The sequence below is a fragment of the Acidovorax facilis genome, assembly GCF_023913775.1.
Classification (GTDB): Bacteria; Pseudomonadota; Gammaproteobacteria; order Burkholderiales; family Burkholderiaceae_C; genus Acidovorax; species Acidovorax facilis.
This window is the reverse complement of the sequence record NZ_JAMXAX010000060.1, coordinates 1-20,490: the sequence shown is the minus strand read 5'-3', so window position 1 is coordinate 20,490 and position 20,490 is coordinate 1. Positions and strand designations below refer to the sequence as shown.

18 protein-coding genes and 1 pseudogene are annotated in these 20,490 nt (G+C 66.9%); 6 read left to right on the top strand and 13 right to left on the bottom strand.

Features of this window, described 5'->3' with window-relative positions:
• Positions 1-170: 170 nt before the first annotated feature.
• The gene (locus tag NFX52_RS16785; protein WP_207402022.1) at positions 171-1,565 is read right to left on the bottom strand and encodes a hypothetical protein; all 1,395 of its coding nucleotides are present in this window, start codon (positions 1,563-1,565) and stop codon (positions 171-173) included.
• A 154-nt stretch (positions 1,566-1,719) separates the two neighbouring features.
• On the opposite strand from NFX52_RS16785, the gene NFX52_RS16780 reads away from it, so the two are divergent.
• Positions 1,720-2,679 (top strand): LysR family transcriptional regulator, encoded by a 960-nt coding sequence (locus NFX52_RS16780; protein WP_055395787.1) that lies wholly within the window; start codon positions 1,720-1,722, stop codon positions 2,677-2,679.
• 71 nt (positions 2,680-2,750) lie between these two features.
• On the opposite strand, the gene ggt is transcribed toward NFX52_RS16780, so the two are convergent.
• Positions 2,751-4,628: a gamma-glutamyltransferase gene (gene ggt, locus NFX52_RS16775; protein ID WP_055395785.1), complete on the bottom strand. Its 1,878-nt coding sequence runs from the start codon at positions 4,626-4,628 to the stop codon at positions 2,751-2,753.
• A gap of 235 nt (positions 4,629-4,863) precedes the next feature.
• Here ggt and NFX52_RS16770 point away from each other — a divergent pair, with 235 nt between their 5' ends.
• A complete protein-coding gene (locus NFX52_RS16770; protein WP_055395804.1) occupies positions 4,864-5,325 on the top strand; it encodes an Lrp/AsnC family transcriptional regulator in 462 nt (153 codons plus the stop codon).
• A 36-nt stretch (positions 5,326-5,361) separates the two neighbouring features.
• Here NFX52_RS16770 and NFX52_RS16765 read toward each other — a convergent pair whose 3' ends face one another.
• From NFX52_RS16765 to NFX52_RS16755, 3 genes are all read right to left on the bottom strand, one after another.
• Positions 5,362-5,874 (bottom strand): DUF1993 domain-containing protein, encoded by a 513-nt coding sequence (locus NFX52_RS16765; RefSeq protein WP_055395783.1) that lies wholly within the window; start codon positions 5,872-5,874, stop codon positions 5,362-5,364.
• Between the two features lie 101 nt (positions 5,875-5,975).
• Positions 5,976-6,215, bottom strand: coding sequence for a hypothetical protein (locus NFX52_RS16760; RefSeq protein WP_055395781.1), 240 nt, complete (start codon positions 6,213-6,215; stop codon positions 5,976-5,978).
• A 62-nt stretch (positions 6,216-6,277) separates the two neighbouring features.
• On the bottom strand, positions 6,278-7,546 hold the full coding sequence (locus NFX52_RS16755) for an MFS transporter (protein WP_055395802.1): 1,269 nt from the start codon (positions 7,544-7,546) through the stop codon (positions 6,278-6,280).
• A 65-nt stretch (positions 7,547-7,611) separates the two neighbouring features.
• Here NFX52_RS16755 and NFX52_RS16750 point away from each other — a divergent pair, with 65 nt between their 5' ends.
• From NFX52_RS16750 to NFX52_RS16740, 3 genes are all read left to right on the top strand, one after another.
• Complete coding sequence (locus tag NFX52_RS16750; protein ID WP_055395779.1) at positions 7,612-8,628, top strand: AraC family transcriptional regulator; 1,017 nt, start codon at positions 7,612-7,614, stop codon at positions 8,626-8,628.
• A 171-nt stretch (positions 8,629-8,799) separates the two neighbouring features.
• A complete protein-coding gene (locus tag NFX52_RS16745; RefSeq protein ID WP_055395777.1) occupies positions 8,800-10,119 on the top strand; it encodes a hypothetical protein in 1,320 nt (439 codons plus the stop codon).
• 369 nt (positions 10,120-10,488) lie between these two features.
• The gene (locus NFX52_RS16740; RefSeq protein WP_055395775.1) at positions 10,489-11,127 is read left to right on the top strand and encodes a flavin reductase family protein; all 639 of its coding nucleotides are present in this window, start codon (positions 10,489-10,491) and stop codon (positions 11,125-11,127) included.
• Positions 11,128-11,140: 13 nt separating this feature from the next.
• On the opposite strand, the gene NFX52_RS16735 is transcribed toward NFX52_RS16740, so the two are convergent.
• Complete coding sequence (locus NFX52_RS16735) at positions 11,141-11,545, bottom strand: tautomerase family protein (RefSeq protein ID WP_055395773.1); 405 nt, start codon at positions 11,543-11,545, stop codon at positions 11,141-11,143.
• A gap of 167 nt (positions 11,546-11,712) precedes the next feature.
• Here NFX52_RS16735 and NFX52_RS16730 point away from each other — a divergent pair, with 167 nt between their 5' ends.
• Positions 11,713-12,660 (top strand): LysR substrate-binding domain-containing protein, encoded by a 948-nt coding sequence (locus NFX52_RS16730; protein WP_055395771.1) that lies wholly within the window; start codon positions 11,713-11,715, stop codon positions 12,658-12,660.
• 423 nt (positions 12,661-13,083) lie between these two features.
• Here the strand turns inward: NFX52_RS16730 and NFX52_RS16725 are convergent, their stop codons facing one another.
• The 7 genes and pseudogenes from NFX52_RS16725 to NFX52_RS16695 all read right to left on the bottom strand — a co-directional run.
• Entirely contained in the window at positions 13,084-14,247 is a 1,164-nt protein-coding gene (locus tag NFX52_RS16725; protein ID WP_238385514.1) for an alpha/beta fold hydrolase, read from the bottom strand.
• Between the two features lie 143 nt (positions 14,248-14,390).
• Positions 14,391-15,353 (bottom strand): hypothetical protein, encoded by a 963-nt coding sequence (locus NFX52_RS16720; protein ID WP_055395767.1) that lies wholly within the window; start codon positions 15,351-15,353, stop codon positions 14,391-14,393.
• A gap of 195 nt (positions 15,354-15,548) precedes the next feature.
• Positions 15,549-16,160 (bottom strand): annotated as a pseudogene (gene lpoB, locus NFX52_RS16715) (penicillin-binding protein activator LpoB); the annotation flags it as partial.
• Between the two features lie 183 nt (positions 16,161-16,343).
• The gene (locus NFX52_RS16710; protein ID WP_055395763.1) at positions 16,344-16,757 is read right to left on the bottom strand and encodes a YcfL family putative periplasmic lipoprotein; all 414 of its coding nucleotides are present in this window, start codon (positions 16,755-16,757) and stop codon (positions 16,344-16,346) included.
• A 35-nt stretch (positions 16,758-16,792) separates the two neighbouring features.
• Positions 16,793-18,319 (bottom strand): COG3014 family protein, encoded by a 1,527-nt coding sequence (locus NFX52_RS16705; protein WP_055395761.1) that lies wholly within the window; start codon positions 18,317-18,319, stop codon positions 16,793-16,795.
• 327 nt (positions 18,320-18,646) lie between these two features.
• Positions 18,647-19,390 carry a class I SAM-dependent methyltransferase gene (locus NFX52_RS16700; RefSeq protein ID WP_055395759.1) on the bottom strand — a complete coding sequence of 248 codons (744 nt, stop codon included), beginning with the start codon at positions 19,388-19,390 and terminating at the stop codon, positions 18,647-18,649.
• Between the two features lie 6 nt (positions 19,391-19,396).
• Positions 19,397-20,490 (bottom strand): hypothetical protein (locus NFX52_RS16695; RefSeq protein WP_252635741.1); only part of this gene is annotated, 1,094 nt, incomplete at its 5' end.

Sequence of the window (20,490 nt, the reverse complement as noted above, 5' to 3'; positions counted from 1 at the left end):
GGCCGGGGCTGCACCCGGTGTGAGAAGACAGGTGCTCTGACTGTGTTTTTTTGGAGATATTGGCACCTGGCGCTTATCTAGAAGGCGCGATCAGCTATGAATTTTGTAGCGCCTTGGCACAAGGCCCCGCTGTTCCAGCGGGGCCTTTGTTTTTTGCGCTGGCGGCCGGTTTACGGCCGCTCGCGCTCAGCCACCCGGCTTGCCAGCGGCGCAGGCACATAGCCGGGCAGGAAGGCGCAGCCCTTGCCAAATGGGGTCTCCATGCCTGCGCACTGCCGCGCAATGCCCTCGGGCGTGGGCTTGTCGCCCGTGTCCACCCAGCGCAGCAGCGCCGCCAAAAGCGTGGGGTAGGTCGGGTCGCTCAGGTAGCTGTGGGTGTTGTGCTGGGTGAAGGTCTGCACCAGGCGCGCCGCGCTGCCGCCCTGCGCCATGGTGGCCTTGAAGGCTGCATCCAGCTCGACGAAGGCGGTGGGGTCGTCCACGCCTTTCACGGTGAGCACAGGCACGGGAATGCGGCCGGTCAGGTCCGTGTCCTGCGCGAAGCGGGCCACGGCCGCAGGGTCGGCGCGGTAGCGCAGCACGGCCGCGTTCAGGGCGGCATCGTCGGGCGAGCCCCGGTACAACACCCCCCGGTTGCCAAACGGACTGGCGCCGCCCGTGCGGTGCTGCACCACGTCGCGGAAGTGGAAGGTGGCCCAGTTCATGTGGCCCTGGATGGAATTCGCAGGGATGCGGATCACATCCACGATGGTCTGCACCTTGCGCTGCTGCTCGGGCGTGCGCTCGGCAGCGGGCTTGTTCAGGGCCAGGCATTCGTTCAGGCGCGCTGACAGGTCCGCCTGCGTCATCGCAGCGTCGGCAGGCAGGCCGATGTTCAGCGCGTACTGCGCCTCGGTGGGCCGGGGGTGGTTGTTGCACAGGTACTGGTAGACCACGCGCAGGTCGGTGCGGAAGTCGTACGAGCGCGTGCCGCCCGCGAGCACGCCGCTGGTGAGCAGCACGGCGTCGTAAGGGCGCTTGCCATTGGCGGTGGTCTGGAACATCTCGGCCCCCTTGGCTGCCACGCTGGCGCCCCAGGACTGGCCGTGCAGCACCGTGCGCTGCGGCTGCGCTACGTGCTGCACAAAGATCTGCCGCAGGCGCTCGGTGTCCTCGGCCGCTGCGCGCACCTCCACGCCGCCCTGGCGGAAGGTGCTGCCCGCCCAGGCGTAGCCCGCACGGACCATGATGGACCAGCGCGTGAGGTCTTCGACCGACCGCTCCATCCTGGGCGCACCCAGCGCGGGGCCCCCGTGGGCATGCAGCACGAGGTGGCCGTTCCATTGCTGCGGCATGGCGATCAGGTAATACGCACCCGCCGAATCCTGGCCCGACAGGCAGCGGGCGATGGGTGCCAGGTCCTTGGGGCAGGCCGCAGCCACGGGGGCGGCCTCGGCCTTGGCAGAGACCGCGCTGGCCGCTGGTGCACTGCTGGGTGCCATGGGCGCACAGGCGGCCACCGCAAGGCACGCCAGGCCCAGCAGGGCCAGGCGGGGCAGAGGCAAATGGGGTTGCGGGGCAGTCATGGTGGATGTGTCTCCTTGAGGATTCTTATGGGCCGTTTCAAACCGGATGCCGCTGCATCGTAGAAACCGGCTTTCAATACGTCAAATAGGCAAAAATGCTCTAGGCGATACGATTTGCATATGAACATCCTGCCATCTGCACCCGACCTCTGACATGGACATCCGCCAGTTGCGCTACTTTCTCGCGGTGGCCGAGGCCGGGCACATGACCCGTGCGGCCGAGCTGCTGGGCATGGCCCAGCCGCCGCTCAGCCAGCAGATCAAGGCCCTGGAAAACACGGTGGGCATGGTGCTGTTCAAGCGCCACGCCAAGGGCGTCACCCTGACCGAGGCGGGGCAGACACTGCAGGCCGAGGCCGCCCGCTTGGTGCACGACTTCGACGCACTGCAAAGCCGCATGCAGCTGCTGGCCGAGGGCAAGACCGGCCGGCTCGTGATCGCCTTCACCAGCTCGGCCGCCGCCCATGAATTCACCCCGTTCGCCCTGCGGGAGTGCCGCGCCCGCCACCCCGGCCTGGTGCTGGAGATTGGCGAGAACAACGCCGCCGAGATCACCGAGGCCGTGGCCGATGGCCGCCTGCACTGCGGCCTGCTGCGCGTACCCGTGGCGCGGCCTGCGGGCCTGGTGTTCGATACGCTGCAGCACGAGCCCGCCATGGTGGCCCTGCCCATCGACCACCCGCTGGCACAACGCCAGCGGCGCGGCAAGCCGCTGCCCATCCAGATTTCCGACCTGGAGGGCGAGCCCATGATCCTGGTGCGCCGCCCGGGCGCGCCCGGCCTGTATGCCAACCTGCTGGCGCTGTGTGCCGACCAGGGCGTGCGCCCCCGCGTGGTGGCCGAGGTGGCGCGCATGCTGACCAACCTCAACCTGGTGGCTGCGGGCACGGGCATTTCCGTGGTGCCTTCATCGATGCTGGGCGTGCACCGCCACGCCATTGCCTACCGGCCGTTGGTGGATGGCGGGCGGCTGAATGTGCCCCTGACGCTGGTCTATCGCGACGAGGACAACGTGGGCCCGACAGCGACCTTCACCCGCTTGCTCCAGACGCTGGCGGGCGAAAAGCACCCGGCGGCCACCACGGAGCACCCACAAAAAAAGGCTGCCCGGTAGTCCACCCGGCAGCCTTCATCAGTATCAGCGCAGCCCCTGCTCTGGAGCCGCCACCGATCACATTGCGCAGCTCAGTTGTTGCCCAGCGCAATCCCCTCCCGGCGGGGATCGGCGCCGCCGGCATAGGTGCCCGCACCTGGGTTGCGCGACAGCAGGCCCGCATTGCCGTTGGACCGCACACCGTTGAACACCGCTCCATGCAGGCCGCTGGTGAAGGAGTCGCTCTGCGCCACGGTGTGGCCGCGCGCCTTGAGTCCGTCGCGGATGGCAGCGGTGTCGATGAGCGAGCCCTTTTCGATGGACGTGGTGGCGTTGGTCTGCGCACCGAAGTTCGGCAGGTTGATGGCCTGCTGGACGTTCAGGCCCCAGTCCGTCATGCCCAGGATGGTCTTGGCGGTGTACTGGATGATGGCACTGCCTCCTGGCGAGCCGACCACACCTTCCAGGTCGCCCGTGGCGGCGTTGAAGATGATGGTGGGTGCCATGGAACTGCGGGGGCGCTTACCGGCCTGCACGCTGTTGGCAACGGGGTTGCCTGCCGCGTCGGTGGCCGTGAACGAGAAGTCGGTGAGCTGGTTGTTCAGCAAGAAGCCGCGCACCATCTGCAGGCTGCCGAAGCCGTTCTCGATGGTGGTGGTCATGGACACCGCGTTGCCCGCGTTGTCGATGATGGACATGTGCGTGGTCGATGGCAGGGCCAGTGAGCTGTCCTTGCCCGTGGCGCCCGTGACACCCGGCGGGATGCCGGCCACCGGCACGCCCATGCTCTTTTGCAGGCTGATGAGCTTGGCGCGCTCCTTGAGGTAGTCGGCATTGATCAGGCCGGCCTGGGGCACGTTGACGAAGTCAGGGTCGGCCACATACAGCGCGCGGTCGGCATAGGCCAGGCGGTAGGCCTCGGACACCACGTGCACGGAGTCGAGCGTGTTGGGCTTCATGGCCGCCAGGTCAAAGCCCTGCAGCAGGCCCAGCGTCTGCAGCACCGCGATGCCGCCGGAGCTGGGCGCGGGCATGCCACACACGCGGTACTGCACGCGGTAGACGCCGCACACGGGCTCACGCACCTTGTGGGTGTAATCGCTCAGGTCATCGAGCGCGAGCTTGCCGGGGTTGGTGGGATGGCTGACCACCTTGGCCACGATGTCCTTGGCGATGTCCCCCTTGTAGAACGCATCGGCACCGCCCGCTGCAATGGCCTTGAGCGTGGCTGCAAATTCAGGGTTCTTGAGCAGCGTGCCCGCCGCCTTGGCCGTGCCGTCGGCGTTGAGGAAATAGCTGGATCCGGGCTCACCCTGGGCCTTGATGCGCGCGGCCGACCCGGCAATGGACACACTCATGCGCTGCGAGATCGCAAAGCCGTCTTCGCTGAGCTTGATGGCGGGCTCGAACAGGTCCTTCCAGGGCAGCTTGCCGTGGGCCTTGTGCGCGGCCTCGAGCATGCGCAGCACGCCCGGCGTGCCCACCGACAGGCCACCATCCACCGCCGCCAGGAAGCCCAGCGGCTTGCCATCGGCGCCGATGAACAGGTTGGGCGTGGCAGCCTTGGGCGCGGTCTCGCGGCCGTCGTAGGCCAGCAGCTTGTTGGCGCCCTTGTCGTAGTGCAGCATGAAAGCGCCGCCCCCAATGCCCGACGACTGTGGCTCCACCAGGTTCAGCACCATCTGCACCGCAATGGCGGCATCTGTGGCCGTGCCGCCCTTGGCCAGGATGTCCACACCTGCCTTTACCGCCAGCGGGTTGGCCGCCGCCACCATGTCCTTGTTGGCATAGCTGATGGTTTTGGGCGTGTAGCCCGAGGGCGGCTCGGGCGGCACGTACTGCTCGGTGGGCTCAGGCGTGGCCACCGGGGTGGTGGGGCCGTCACTGCCGCCACAGGCGGCCAGCACGGCCAATGCGGCAATGCTCAGTCCCAGGGCGTAGGGGTTGCGTCGAAAAACAGAAAGCGACATGGATGAAATCCTTGAAAAAAGGGCGACGGGAGGGGCCAGGAACGGCGTGCCATGGGGAGACAGCGCACCACGCACCGGGTGGATGCACGGTGCGAAATTACGGGGACTTGACGCAGATTCCGTGCCAACGATGCCTTGACAGTATGTAACGACAGCCCTGAAAAAACTTTGCTTTTATGCTCTGAGTAACGCCCAATAAGGGAAACGATTTCTCACATATCCCTTGAAACAGAATCTGGATTCCATTGACCGCCAGCTGCTGGCGATGCTGCAACACAACGCCGAGACGCCGCTGGCCGAGCTGGCCGAGGCCGTGCACCTGTCCAACACGCCCTGCTGGCGGCGCATTCAGTGGTTGCGCGAGAAGGGGTACATCACCCGCCATGTCGCCCTGGTGGACCCGCGCAAGGTGAATGTGGGTGTGACGGTGTTCGTGGCCGTGAAGACCAACCAGCACCACCAGCAATGGTTTGACACCCTGCGGGATGCCGTGATGGGCATCCCCGAGATCGTCGAGTTCTACCGCATGAGCGGGGATGTGGACTACCTGTTGCGCGTGGTGGTGCCCGACATCCGCGCCTACGATTCGGTCTACAAGCGGCTCACGCAGGCCGTGGCGCTGTCAGACGTGAGTTCGAGCTTTGCGATGGAAGAAATCAAGTTCACCACGGCATTGCCGCTGAACTACGCGCAGTAGCGGCCACCGAGGTGACCGTCTGCGCACAGGCACTGATCAGTACTTGCCCATGTAGTCGCGTTTGCCCAACTCCACGCCGTTGTGCCGCGCAATGGCATAGGTCGCGTTCACGTGGAAGAAGAACTGCGGCAGACCGTAGTGCAGCAGGTAGTGCTCGCCGACGAACTGTTTTTCGCGCGGCGTGCCGGGCTGGATGGTGATCTGGCGCGTGGCGGCATCGGCAAACGCAGCCTCTGGCAGGCCTTCGACAAACGTGAGCACGGTGTCGATGCGTTCATTCAGATCGGCGAAACCGGGGCGCTCGGCGTCGGGGAAGGACGGCACCTCCACCCCGGCCAAGCGTGCGGCCACGCCCTTGGCAAAGTCGCAGGCAATCAGCACCTGGCGCGCCATGGGGAACATGTCGGGGAACAGCCGGGCCTGCAGCAGTGCATCCGGCTCGATCTTGCGCGCCGTGGCATGGGCCTCGGTCTTGGCCAGCACGTCTTTCAGGGAGCCCAGCATCTGGCGAAAGACGGGGATGCTGGCGTTGTAGATGGGGTGGGTCATGGGGTGTCCTGGAAATGGTGTGAGGCAGCAGCAGGGGCCACTTGTTGCCCCATCGCCGGGCCGCATTGCAACACACCCCACCCCGGCTTGCAGCTGAAAGGTCAAGCAGGCCGCGACTGGGCCAGTGCAATGGCCGCCTGGATCGCTGCGCGGGCCTGGGGGCTGTTCTTCCAGCAGGTGGAGCCCACCATGGCCGAGGCCGTGGAAACAATGTCCAGGGCATTGGCCTTGCCCAGATGCGCCAGCGATTCAAAGCCCATCTGTTCAAGCCGGGCGACGACGGTCGGCCCCACGCCCTTCACGTTGAGCAAGGCGCGGCGTTCTTCGAGGGGAAATGGCATGGTCTGAGTATGCAGGAGACAGGCCAACCCGGTGAGCGTGCCCGTCAAACGTCCGGCGTCCTTCAGACCGCCGTCGCCAGGGGCCTGGCAGCCCGTGCCGCAACCCCCACCCCCACCAGCGCCGCCGACACCACACTCAGCGCCAGCGTGAAGGCCGAGCCGTAGAAGATGCCCGAGGTCATGCCGTGGTCCAGCATGGCGCCAAACACCGGGGCGGCCAGGCAAAAGCCCAGGTCCAGACCCGAATACACGGTGCCATACACGCGGCCCGTGGCGCCCGGGGGCGCAGCGCGCTTGATCAGCATGTCGCGCGAAGGGCCGGCCAGGCCTGTGCCAAGGCCAGCCACCGAAGCCACCACCACGGCAGCCATGGCGGGCAGGAGCCCCAAGCCCACCACCACCAGCAGCGCGGCCGAGCCGAGCAGGCACACCGAGATGATCTTCTCCAGCCGCTGCACACGCCCCACCAGAAAGCCGCCGATCAACATGCCCACCGCGCCGCACAGCATGTAGCCCGTGACCACCATGGCCGTGATGCTCAGCGGCAGGCCATACATGGACTGCAGCGCCGGGCTGGCAAAGCTCTGGATGGCACTCAGGGCGCAGGTGCTCCAGAAGAAGAACGAGAAACACAGCCACACCGAGGGCAGCTTGAGGAAGGCCATGGGGTGCTCGGACTTGGCAGCCCCCGCCCCGCCCTTGGCCTGATGCGCCCAGGCACCCTGGCGGTCGTCCAGCGCATCGCGGTTCCAGACCATGATGGCCAGCACCACCAGGGCGAACAGGCCCCCGCACAGGCAGGCGGTGCGCCACGAGCCCGTGGCCGTGGCAATGCCCGCCATGAACACCGGCGCCGTGGCCCAGCCCAGGTTGCCGCTGATGCCGTGCACCGAAAAGCCATGCCCCAGGCGCTGGGGCGACACGCGCTTGTTCAAGATCGTGAAGTCCACCGGGTGGAAGGGCGCATTGCCCAGCCCGGCCAGCGCCGCCGCCAGCAGCAGGCCGGTGTAGCCCTGTGCCGTGCCCGCGGCCAGGCCCGCCGCCGCAAAACTGGACAGCGCAAAGAACATCACCGGCCGCGCGCCCACACGGTCCACCAGAAAGCCCGAAAGCGCCTGGCCCACACCCGAGATCACAAAAAACACCGACACCAGCAGGCCCAGCTCGGAGTAGCTGAAGCCAAACTCGCCGATCAGCCACGGGAACAGCGGCGGCAGCAGCATGTGGAAGAAATGCGAGCTGCCATGGGCCAGGCCAACGAGGCCGATGGTGCGGGCGTCCTGCCGCAGGGGCACGGGGTTGGCGGTGGCGCCGGAGGATGAAGCGGTCATGGGCTTGATCTTAGGCAGGCAGGCTTCGGCAGGTTTACGATAGGCGGCCAACTTCTATCGCAAACATGCCAAACCCCACCGCCGCACCCCGCACGCCCCCCGAGCCGGTGGTGGAGCACTTTGCCGCCCAGGTCGTCCCCCGTCCAAAAGCCGGAAGCTCGCGCGGAGCCATACGCGGGCTGTCGTACGTGGGCTCGCTCACGCCCGAGCTGTTTGTGCCCACCCCCGCGCGCCCGGTGCGCGCCAAGCTGCGCTGGCTGGCTGCGGATACCCAGGTGATGCCCCACAGCCACCCCTGGGCGCAGGTGGCGATCTCCACCACGGGCGTGATCCGGCTCACGGTGAACCACGGCACCTACATCGTCCCGCCCTCGCGCGCGCTGTGGATTCCACCCGGGGTGGAACATGCCGTGACCATGGTGGAAGATGCCGACCTGCGCACGCTGTACTTCCACCAGCCGCGCGGCCGGTGCGGACCCGGAGCCCTCGGCGGCGATGGCGCCGGCCCCAGTCTTCGCGGCGATGGCCCGGGCGCCAGTCCGCGCGGCGAAGACGATTCGGCCGCCTGGCGCCAGTGCCGCGTACTGGAGGTGTCCGACCTGCTGCGCTCGCTGGTGCGCGAGATGCCCACCACGCCCGACGGCGGCCCCGCCCTCACGCCCGCCCAGCGGCTGCGCGAGCAGCACCTGAGCGCCCTCATCCGCGATGAACTGGCCCGCGCCGCCGCCGTGAAGCTGGGCGTGGACCTGCCCCAGGACAAGCGCCTGCGCCACCTGTGCGAGGCCGTGCTGGCCGACCCCACGCGCCACGAAACGCTGGCCGACTGGGCGCAGGACACCGGCGCCAGCCCACGCACCGTGGCGCGGCTGTTCCGTTCCGAACTGGGCAGCACCTTCACCCAGTGGCGCCAGCAGGTCATCCTGGCCAAGGCCGTATCGCTGGCCGCCGGGCGCATGCCCATGGGCCAGATCGCCGCCGAGCTGGGCTACAGCCCCAGCGCGTTCAGCGCCATGGTGCGCAAGTCGGTGGGGCAGCCACCGGGGCGGTTTCTGGGGCAGCAACACCCGGCGCCCGCGCAATAGAGGCTGTGCAAGGCTGCACCACCGGCCTACGCACGCGTGAAAGGGCTCAAAACGGAGGGCTCCTGACGCGCCAACGGCGTCTTGTCCTTCGAACTTGTCGCTGCCCGCCTACGTTTGGAAACATGTGTTGCGCCCACAGTGAGTTCATCCCTAGCACCAGGTTTGAACCCCATGACAAAACAGATTCGCCACCATGTGGCAGCCCTTTTCCTGCTTCTTCCCGTCGCCAGCGCCCTGATGGTCGTTCCAGGTACGGTCATGGCGCAGCCCGCCGCCCCTGAATTGCGATCACTGCAGGTAGCTACAGACGACGGTCTGCGGGCCGGCGCCGACCTGCAGTTCACGGTAGAAGGCACACCGCGGGGCAAGGTTCAGCTCCGTGTGGCTGGCGTGCCCCGCGCCATCGTGCTGCAGGAAACCGAACGGGGCGTATACACGGGCAGCTACACAGTCCGCCGCCAGGACCGGCTCAATGAAGGCAGCGCCGTGCGCGCCACGCTGAAGGTGCGCAACCGCACCATCACCAGCAACTACACGCTTCCGGCCAACATTGGTGACCGGAACGTGGTGGCCGCACCGCCACCCGGACTGAAGATCGACCGTTTCTCGGTTGCCCCCATCGACAAGATGGAGCCCGGCGCCGAATTGCGCTTTACGCTGAACGGCGCGCCCGGAGGCCGGGCGGATTTCGACATTCCCGGTGTCATCGACAACGTGCCGATGCGCGAGGTATCGCCCGGTGTGTATGAGGGCGCGTACACCATCCGCCGCATGGACAACCTGGCGCCATCGCGGCCCACGGTCGCCACCTTGCGTGTCGGGGACCGCACGGTTTCGTCGACCCTGACCCAGCCTTTGATCGCCGATGCCAAGCCGCCGGTGATTCGCCACGTGTCGCCGCGCGACGGGGAAACGGTCCCGCGCAGTGCGGCCACTTCGGTGTCCGGAACGTTTGATGACGTCGGTGGTGTGGGTGTAGACCCCAAAAGCGTTCGCATCGTGATCGCGGGTCGCGATGTCACGTCCGCCTCGCAGGTCACGCCGCAGTTTTTCACCTACCGCGCTGACCTGCCCACCGGCCGGTATCCGGTCGAAGTGACCGCCCGGGACCTGGTGGGCAACGGCATGCGCCAGAACTGGACCTTCAACATCGCTTCGCAAGTGAACGCCGCGCCTACCACGGTGCAGCTGCAGGTGACCAGCCATGCCAACCATGCCACAGTGGACAGAGGCGCCGTGGTCGTGCGCGGCCGCACCGTGCCTGGCGCGGTGGTGGATGTCAAGGTGAATGCGGTCGGCACGCTCGTCGGTGCGTTTGGCCTGAACCAGGAATTGCTGTCGCAGCGTGTGCAGGCAGATGGCAACGGTGACTTCTCGTTCAGCTTCACATCGCAAATACCGCTACCCGGCACACGCTACGAAGTGACGATGAACGCCGAAAGGGGCGGCATGGCCCCGACAGAGACTCAGCTGGTGCTGTTCCAGAAATAAGGCGCTGCCGGCACCTCGGCGGTGACCCGAAATCGCCGATTACCCATGGACCCCTCGCGGGTCCATTTTTTTGGGCGGAGCCTTTTCGGCCTGCCACCCGGGCATGGGGGCGGCTGATAGCCCTGCCCTTCGGTCTTACGTGTTGATCACCGCCAAAGCCACTGCTCCAGTGGGCGCCACCCCTTTTTGATAGAAATAACCCCCTAGCGCTTGACCATAAAGCGCTTTTAGCTATTACTTCAGTAGCATCTTTGAAATCCCGGTGACTGCCTCCCGCAGAAGCCGGAGGTAATGTACGACCCGGAGACTGCGCGGTGAAAGGAACACCCGCTGCAGCGTGCACATCCCCATCCACCTCACTGCACCCCCATGACCACCGCCCCACCCCGCCGCGATGACATCCACAGCTACGAGCCCCGCCTGGGCCACGGCCTGCCGCACGACCCGTTCAACGCCATCGTGGGGCCGCGCCCCATTGGCTGGATTGCCACGCAGAACGCGCAGGGCGCCACCAACCTGGCGCCCTACAGCTTTTTCAACGCCTTCAACTACGTGCCGCCCATCGTGGGCTTTGCCAGCATCGGCTTCAAAGACACGGTGCGCAACGTGCAGGAGACGGGCGAATTCGTGTGGAACCTGGTCACGCGCGATTTGGCCGACGTGATGAACCAAAGCTGCGCCGCTGTGCCGCCCGAGGTCAGCGAGTTCGCGCTGACGGGCCTCACCCCCCTTCCCTCCACTTTGGTCGCACCGCCGCGCGTGGCCGAAAGCCCGGTCACCTTTGAATGCCGCAGCACGCAGATCCTGCAGCTGCAAGGCGTGGACGGCGCCCCGGTGGACACCTGGCTGGTGCTGGGCGAGGTGGTGGCCGTGCACATCGACAAGGCGCTGCTCAAGGACGGGGTGTACGACACGGCGAACGCAGGCCACATCCTGCGCGGCGGGGGCCCGGCCGATTACTTCACGGTGGGGCCGGAGCAGTTGTTCAGGATGTTCCGGCCCCGGTAGCGGGCGCCACAGCTCAGGCTGCGGCCTTGTTCTGCACCAGGTCCATCGCAAACCGGCCATGGCCCACGGACCAGTCGGAATAGTCGTTCTCGTGCATGAAGATGAACACGTCGGCCGGGGCCACGCCCGGTGTGGCCTGCAGGTTGCGCGCAATGGCGGCGTAGAGGGTGCGCTTCATCGCGTCGCTGCGCCCGCGCCGCAGCGTGATCTCGACCACCACCACGCGGTCAGAGCGCGCCACGCCGTTGAAGGTGGGGCTGCAGGCAAATTCGCCGGGGGCGTAGCCAGCCACCAGGTTGAACAGCTCGTCCGGCGGCATGCCGATGGCGTCCACCAGGGCCTGGTGAATGCCTTGCACGATGGCATCGCGTGTGGCGGCGGGGGTGTCCTGCGGAACGTTGGTGCGGATAAAGGGCATCGGTTTTCCTATGTTCATTCAAATCAAATAAAGACATTCAAACCAGCGTTTGCCAATTTGCAAGCATTTCAAGGGGCTAGCGCTTGAAATTCCATCCATTTTTGCTATCAATTTCTTGATTGAAAAGCGATGATTTGGCTGAATTTATGTGCTTTAAAATCATATATATGAGCCACCGCCTGCCCCCACTGAGTGCCCTGCGCGCGTTCGAGGCCGCCGCCCGGCTGGGCCGCATGACGGCGGCGGCGGACGAGTTGGCGGTCACGCCCGGCGCCATCAGCCGCCAGGTGCGCCAGCTGGAGCAGCATCTGGGCGTGGCGCTGTTTGACGGCAGCAAGGCCCGCCCTACCCTCACCCCGGCGGCGCATGTGCTGCAGCCGGTGCTGACCACCGCCTTTGCCCACATCGCCGATGCGGTGCGTGAGGTCTGCGACCCCGGCCGAGGGCCGCTGGATGTGGCGTGCTTCAGCACCTTCACCGTGAAGTGGCTGATACCCCGGTTGTTCGACTTCCAGGCGCAGCACCCGGGCATCGAGGTGCGCCTGCGCACCACCGACGCAGGCACCGGTGCGGGTCGCATGCACGGCGACCTGACCATCACTGCCGAAGAGGCCACTGGGGCGTGGGATACCAGCAAGGAACAACGGTTGTTCCCCGAACACCTGGGCCCGGTGCTCAGCCCCGAACTGGCGCAGCAGGTGGCGCTGCACCAGCCCGCCGATCTGGCCGACCCGGCCCTTGCGCCCCTGCGCCTGCACACCCGCACGCGGCGCAACGCCTGGGCCATGTGGGGGGCTGCGGCGGGCGCTACCGTGCCCCTGCCCGTGCCTACGCCTTCACAGGCGGGGCCCGAGTTCGAGCACTACTACTTCACGCTGGAGGCCGCCGTGCGCGGGCTGGGCATTGCCGTCGCCCCCTGGCATCTGGTGATGGACGACGTGTTGGCGGGGCGGCTGGTGGCCCCGCTGGGTTTTGTGGCCTCCGGCTATGACTACGTGGTGCGCCGCCGCACCAGCGGCCCCCTGCCCCGGCTGGATGTGTTCTGTGCCTGGCTGCAGGCGCAGGCCCTTGCCAATCCCGTCCCTCCCGGGCCGCAAGGGCCACCGTCGGGCTGAGGGTCCTTTTTTTTACCGCATCGGCAGCAGCGGAGCTGGCTGCTGCACAAGGCAACTTTGCCACAGGCGGTCTTAGAACCTGTTCAAAATCTTTTCGGGGATCGCATTGGAGTGCCATCGTGATGGACGTGGATGCTTCGGATGCGCCGCCTGGGCTCATGCCCATGCAAGCAGCTGAGGCGTCCAATCCCCCGATTTCACTCCAACCCAGCGGGCAAGTGCCTTGCCGGGCGGTCTGCGGCGTTGCGGCGCTTGCCAATAGCCAAGCTATTGGCTGCACCCCGCGCCTTGCACCCCATCCCGGCAAGGTACTTGTGCGACCCCGAAAAGATTTTGAACAGGTTCTTAGGTCTGCTGGCGCCCGCGCCAAAAGCGCAAGCAGCCATCAACCCAATAGCAAACTGTCTGCAGTGCGATCCTGGCTCAGGGAACGCCCACTGATGGCAACAGCATCAGGGGCCGGTCCAGCAGCGGCGCGCACAGCCCTGAGGCCGGGTTGCGCGCCCATTGCTCGATCCAGGCCCAGACCAGCTGCACGCCGTCTGTGAGCGGCCCCGCACTGCGCTGCAAGCCGTGGTTGGCGCCGTCCAGGCGGCGCGCGCAATAGGGCACGGTGCGCAAGGAGGCCAGCTCTGCAAAACGCTCGTAGGCCGCAAGGGGCACCAGCGCATCGTCGCCACCCCACACCTGCAGCAACGGCCAGGGGCTTCGCACCAGCGGCAGGGTCAATGACCAGTTCCACAGGTCGCGCCAGTAGCCCACGCTGCGGCCCTGCGCTACGGCGCTGTCGGGGCTGCGTCCAGCCACCATGCGGCCCAGTTCCTCCCAGTCGGCTTGCGCCCCCAGGCGCTGGGCTTGCAGGGCTCCCGCCTCCTGCGGATCAAGGCCACTGGACGCCAGCACCACCAGGCCCGCGAGTTGCGGAACCTCGGGTGCCAGGGCGGGCAGCAGTTCGGCGCCTTCGGAGATGCCCACCAGCAGTTGCGGCAGCGCGGGTGTGCCTTCGCGCGCGCGTTGCTGCGCATCTGCCACCAACGCCGCACGGGCGTGGGCCAGCCAGCGGGAGAGGCGGTCTTGCTGCACGAAATCGCGTGCGCAGTCTGCGGGCGCCGTGCGCGCCTGCGGGTCCACGCCGGGCTTGTGCAACACCAGCACCTGGGCATGCAGCAGGCCGGCAAAGTAGCGGTCGGCAATCGGCCCCATGCCCGCGCAGCCGGAGCCGGGGATGACGATCACGCGATAGCGCAGCGAGGCGGTGCGCTCGCTGCGCGTGAGGGCCAGGAGCGTGGCGCCATCAGCGCCTGGCAAGGGCCGCAGTGCAAAGCGCTCCGCAGGGGGTGGCGTCTGGGTGGCTGCAGGAGCCTCCTGTGCATTGGCCTGTGCAGGCGCCGTGGGCGTCTCTGTGGAAGCCTCTGGCCCGTACACATTCACCAGCGATTCAGACGCGGCCGCCGCATAGAACGGCGGGGGCGAGGCGCAGCCACCGAGCACCCCGGCAATGGCCGTGGCGACGAAAAACGCCAGCACCGGGCTGGCCAGGGGCCGCAAAGGTGCGGCAGAAGCAGAAAGGTGTTTTACGTTGAGCACAGGCCACAGTCTGGCATGACTGCGACCACCCCGGGCGCTGCACCTGCTACGGGTGCGCCGCCCCGCGCGAGATGCCGAGCAAGGGGCTGCAGCCCCCGGCGGTCGGCACCGAGTGGCAGCGCCTCACGGGGTTGCCGCCCCTGCTACTTCAAGATGATGACCTGCTCGGGCTGCTGGGGCTGCGGCATGGGCATGGGCTGGCCGCCCTGTTGGTAGACCACGGGCGGGCGCACGCCGCGCGACAGGTTGGCGTCGGTGTAGCCCAGCTGCATGGCGAGCTGCTGGTACACGTCCTGCGCGAGCGACAGCGAGGTCTCGCGCATCACCTTGGCGCGGTTGGGGGGGGCGATGTCGCCACGGACCGACAGGATCTTGGTGTCGTTGCCTTCGCCCTGGGCAGAGAACGCGGCCTTGATCTCGTAGGTCTTGGTGTTGATGAGCGAGAAGTCGGCCAGCAGCTGCAGGCCGTACTGGCGCGTGGCGCTGGTGGTGCCTTGCAGGGGCGAGAGCGCGTCGGTGAAGTCGATGCTCGACACCACGCCGAACAGCACGTAGTCGGCGCCGTTGAACTCGCCCTTCTTGATGCGGCTGATCACGTCGTTGACCTGGGGCTGAACCTGCGGCGTGGCCATCTTGCCGCCCTGCACCTGGTTGAGCACCTGCTCGGCCTTGCTCGGCTGGGGCTTGCCTGCGTCAAAGCCCTTGCCCTGGATCAGGCGGAAGTACGTGCCCTGCAGGATGGCGCCCTTGATGTCGTTGGTGTAGCCACCCAGCTCGCGCTGCTCGATGTAGCTGTAGCGCCCGGCCACGTAGGTGCCGCTGGCCTGCTCGGACGCCTGCATCGAGTGGCTGCCCGAGTGCGAGCCGCCACCGCCATAGGGGCCGTGGCTGTAGCCACCGCTGTGGCTGCCGCCTGCGCTCATCTGGCTGCTGCGCTGGTAGGTGCCGGCCACAAAGTATTCGGACACGCGCTGGGCATAGGCCAGGTCGGTCACGGCGATCTTGGGCGCCGCGCCGGGCTGCTGCGCCTGGGCGCCCGTGCCCCAGGCCAGGGTGGTGGCGGCGATCACGGCCAGGGCCGTGTGCAAAGTGGTTCTGCGTTGCATGGTGTGCTCCTTGTGAGCTAACGGGAATTCATGAATCCATCGAGCGATGTGGCCTTAGCGCTCACATCCTTCGAAACTGGCGCGGCCCAGGCCAGCGGCCGCCGCGCAAGGGCCGCCCCGCCGCGCTGGCGGCGTCCCCCTTCCCGCGCGCAGCGCGAGAGAAAGGGGGAAGCGGCGCAGCCGCTCAGGGGGTTGCCTCTTACTCGTCTTCCGGATTTCCTTTTCGTCCTGCCACTCGATCGTGCCTTCCTGCACATCAAACAGCTTGAGCGTGAACTTGTAGTACGCGTCCTTGGTCGCGTTGTTCTGCTTGACGATGCTGGTCAGCTCGCCTTCCATGCTGTACTTCGCAGCCGTCATCTGGCCGACCTTGGCGGTGGTGCCTTGCTTGTACAGACCGCTCTGGTTCTGGCGCTGCAGCTCGTCCACACCGGCCTGCATCTCGTTGATGGAGCGCACGAAACGCACCTTGCCCGACTTGACCAGCGAGGTCTGGATCGAGTTCATCACGTTGGTGGTGTCGATGTATTCGCTGGTCTTGTTCTTCACGGTGGAGATCGTCACCGTGGGGCGGCCCTGGAAGATGCCGGTTTCGAGCAAACCGCCGGTCATCTTCTCGGCAATCATCTGCAGGTCGGTAGAGCCGAATTCGTTGGTCACCAGCTCGACGGCCTTGGCATCGCCGTAGTTGACCTGGCGGTCAAAACGCACGGTGGGCGAGGACAGGTTCTGGCAGGCCGACAGGGCCAGGGTGCTGGCCGCAAAGGCCAGGATGAGCGCAGTGCGCTGGATGCGATGTTGGTTCATGGTGTTGGTTTCCTACGGTCTTATCGAAAGCGCTTCGCGTGGCCTACTGCGCTTGAAAACTGGCGCGTTCTAAACGCGGGCAGCCGCGCAAGGGCCGCCCCGCCGCGCTGGCTGCGTCCCCTTCCCACGCGCAGCGTGAGAGAGGGGGAAGGCGCGAAGCGACTCAGGGGGTGCTTCATGTCTTCAGCGCGGCTCCACATTCATTTCCAGGCGCAGATCGACAGCCGCAGAGGTGGGTGCCACACTCTTGACGGTCTGCTGGCCCAGTCCCAGCACGCTCATCTGCTTCCAGGACTCGCCGTCGCCCACCTGATTGCCCACGTTGTCCAGCCACTTGAAGCGGTAGAACACGGTGCGGTCGGTGCGGCCCATATTGGCCATGTCGGCCTGCACGACCAGGATGTCGTTCTTGCGCACGATGCGCATCTCGCGCACGGCGATGCTGTTGGCTTCGCCACGCAGGGCGACCTTGGACGCCACGGCCAGCGGGGTGGCCGGGTCGTGCAGCTGGGCGCGGGCAGCGGTGGCCAGGGTCATCGCGAGGACCGCGCACGCAACGGCGGGTGCGGCGGCGGCAAGGGCAAAACGGGTTCTCATGCCAGAGGCTCCTTGAAAATGGGACATGTTCGGTTTCAGTTCTTGGCGGCAGGCGTGGCCGAGGTGGACTTGACCGCCGACTTGGGCACCGAGCGCGTGCGGGTGGTGGTGGTGGTCGTCGTGCGCACGGTGGTGGCAGGCTCTGCGGCGGGCTGCGGTGCCGCCGCCACGGTGGGCAGCTGACCCAGCATGGCCACGTCGCCGGTCAGCACGCTGTTTTCATACATGCGCAGGGGCACCAGGGCGTACTGGCCGTCGATCTTGATGGGCTGGGGCAGCTGGCGGCCGTTCACGCTCACCACATGCTCGCCGGGCGGCAGGTAGCCACGGGCCACATACACGCGGCCGGGCAGCATGCGCCACATGCGGTCGTCGGCCTGCTCGGTGGCCACCGAGGCGGCCGCGCCGATGATGCCGCCGATGAGGCCGCCGCGCTTTTGCAGTTCGTTCTGCAGCACGCCCTTGGCCACGGCGCGGGTGAAGCCACGCAGCACCATGCCGGGCATTTCGTCCTTGAGCGCGCGGCGCGCCATCACGTTCACGTCCACCACTTTTTCCAGCTTGAGGTCGGTACCAGCAGCGGAAATGGTGGTCAGCAGTGGATCGGAAGACGGCTCGATCACGGGGTAGGAGATGCTGGCCGTGACCAAACCACGGCCCGTGGGCACGGGAATGGTGAAGGCCTTGGGCTTGCGCGCCGGGGCGTCACCGGCTTCGACGATGAAGAGCACGTCGGTCATGCGCTGGCGGCGCTTCCAGGTGAAGCCTGTGCGCGTGTCCAGGCCGCGCAGGCCTTCTTCGAGCACGCCGGTTTCGGGCTTGAGCTCGATGGCCTTGCGGTAGCCGGGCGCGGCCAGGCCGGGCTCGTTGAGCATTTCGTACAGAAAACCGGCCAGGTAGTGCGAAAGCGCGTTCTGGTAGCCGTTCTTGAGCGCCAGCACTTCGGGATCGTTCAACGTCTCGACGGGGTAGCCGTTGAGTTCCTTGCCGCCAGAGGTGGCGCCCTTGGACTTTGCTTCTTCTTCAGCGGCCAGGGTTTCCTTGGCGCGGAACTCGGCAATGATGGCTTCGCGCTCGTGGGTGCGCTTGATGTCCACACGGGCGTTTTCAAAGTCGCCCACGGCCATGCGGTTGAGCGCTAGGCGCGTGGTCACCCACACCTTTTCATAGTCCTGGCCCTCGTAGACCTTCAGGCGTTCGCTGATCAGCGCAGCACCCACGGTGCCCATGAGTTTGCTGGGGTTGGTCTTGGCGGTTTCTTCCCATTCCTTGACCTTGTTGTCGGCCAGCAGGAAGGCGTTGGTGCTGTCGGGGTAGCGGCGGTCCATGCGCAGCAGCTCGCCGCGTTCCATGTTGTAGAGCAGCGCGGTTTTTTCTTCTTCGGTCTTGGCCGTGCTTTCGAGCTGGGCGATGGCTGCGGGAATGCCGCCGCTGCGGCCGGCGTTTTGCATGTCGGTCGCCAGCTTGTCGTGGCTCTGCATGGTGGCGCAGCCCGTGAGGGCGGCGCTCAGGGCCAGCACCCACAGAAGGCGCGGGCGGAAACGGGATGGATGGGCGGTCATGAATGCTCCTTGCAGATCGGTCGGTGGTGCACCAGAAAACCCCGGCCATGTCCACGCGCAAGACGGCACCGCGCTGCAGGCACACCAGTCAGAGTGGTGCGCCGCAGAGGCTGGTGGGGCCTGCAGGATGGGACGTCCGGACAAGGAAGGTGCTGGCGGCCGGTGCGCCCCCTCCCGGCGCGTTCACGTGCTGCTGGCAGCCCCCTCTGGCTGTGAGTTTCTTGGTAGTTTTGTATGGGGTTGTAGCCAGGGACGCAATGTAGCAAAAGCTTGTATCTTTTCTGTAACCGTGGCGAACGGCTCAAATCGCAATGCAACAGTGCCATTTCATGCCTCGACGCGGTTCAGGGGCATGCGGTACAGCCACACCACGCGGCCACCGGGCGCACGCAGCTGTGCACAGGGCAGAACGCCGGGTACCGCAAATTCCAGGCTCACCAGCCATGCGCCGGTTGCCAGCTCGGCCTGGGCCTTGGCGGCGGCGCGGGCCATGCTTTCGGGCCGTTGGAACAGATAGACCATGCGATAGGGGCTCCAGTCCTCGGCCCACATGTCGGCGCGGCGCACCTGGGCCCAGGGGCACCGCAAGGCGCACAGCAGGCGCAGGGGCCAGCTCCATTCGATGCCCTCCAGCTGTGCGGCCGGGTAGGCGTGGCGCAGCGCCTTGAGGCCATCGCCCACGCCGCTGCCCGCATCCAGCACGCGGGCACCCAGCGGCAGCGGAGCCTGCGAGGCCAGCGACTGCAGCGCATGGTGGGGCGTGGGAAACAGCGGCGCATCGCGCCAGGCGTTCAGGGGGTAGACCAGCAGCAGCAGCGCCAGCGGCACCAGCCAGGCCCAGGTGGGCAGGCTGGCCGCGCCCAGCAGCGCCAGCGACAGCGGAAAGCCCGCCGCAATCAGCCCGCGTCGCCACCAGCTGTCGCCCAGGACACTGGCCGCCGTCCCCAGCAGGCAGGCGACCAGCAAGGCAGCCACGGGGGGAACCGCGCGCTGGAGCGCCACAAAAATCAGCCACGCGCACGCCCACGCGACCAGCGCGGGCAGGGGCCAGGGCATGCGCAGGGCCAACATGGGTTCTTAACGGCCCAAAATGCCGCGCAACAGGTTGACGGGGTTCACCACGTTGCCCGCGTTGCCGGATTCCGCACCGCCGTCGCCAGCGGGCTGCTGGCCGGTCGGCGCACCGCCCATGCCGCTCGAATAGGCACCGCCCGAAGCGGCCGGCGGAGCAGCCCCCATGCCCCCGCGCCGCCCCTGCATCTCTTCGCCCAGCATGGCCATGGTGTGTGATTTCACACGCACGCGCACGGCCCATTCGGGCTCCCACGCGGCCTTGGGGTCCGCCGGGCGCGGGGGGTGCACGATGTGGCTTTCGCCGCCGTAGGCCATCATGCGCAGCATGGGCGTGGCGTCGCGCCCGCCGCCTGCAAAAATGCCCTGCGGAATGGCGCACTGCGTGGTTTCGGGCTGCAGCAGCACGCGCTCCTTGAGCCAGCGGTCGATGGTGGCGGGCGACAGGTAGTCGAACAGGCCCATGCCCGTGTCGGGCGTCTCGGCGCTGGACCACATGATGAGGTCGTCCCCGCCCTGCGACATGGCGTGCAGGTAGTAGGCGCGCGCATTGCGCACGGGCTGCCAGCTGGTGCCCATGCTGTCCTGCGGCTTGCCGGTGGTGCGCAGGTCGATGGCGGGCATGAGGTCTTGTGCCGCACCCAGCGTGAACTTCATGGACGCAGGCACACCGTCGCCGCGCACCTGGTGTTCGCCCACCAGCGAGCTGTCCCGCGACAGGCTCACCTGGTTGCGTTCGTTGGGGTACAGCGCATAGGCCGGGCCCACGCGCGGCCCCCGGTCGGGCACGGCGCGGCCCGCAAACGCCTGTGCGTAGTCGGTCGGCTTGGCGCGCGCCAGATCGATGACGCGCGGCTGGCCCGCACGCACCGAGGCGCCGCAGCCCCAGTACAGCAGGATGCGGCCCTTGGGCTGGTGCTGCTGGTATTCCTGCGGCACCTCGCCCGGCTCGGTCTGGGTGGGCTGGGCACGGGGCGGGATCAGCGGAAGGGATTCGCCCATGCGCATACCAGGCGGTATGGCCTGGCTGGCTTCGACGCCGGGGCGCAGGGTGTTGTGCAAGGCGATGTCGATCACACGCGGCGGCATGATGGACATGG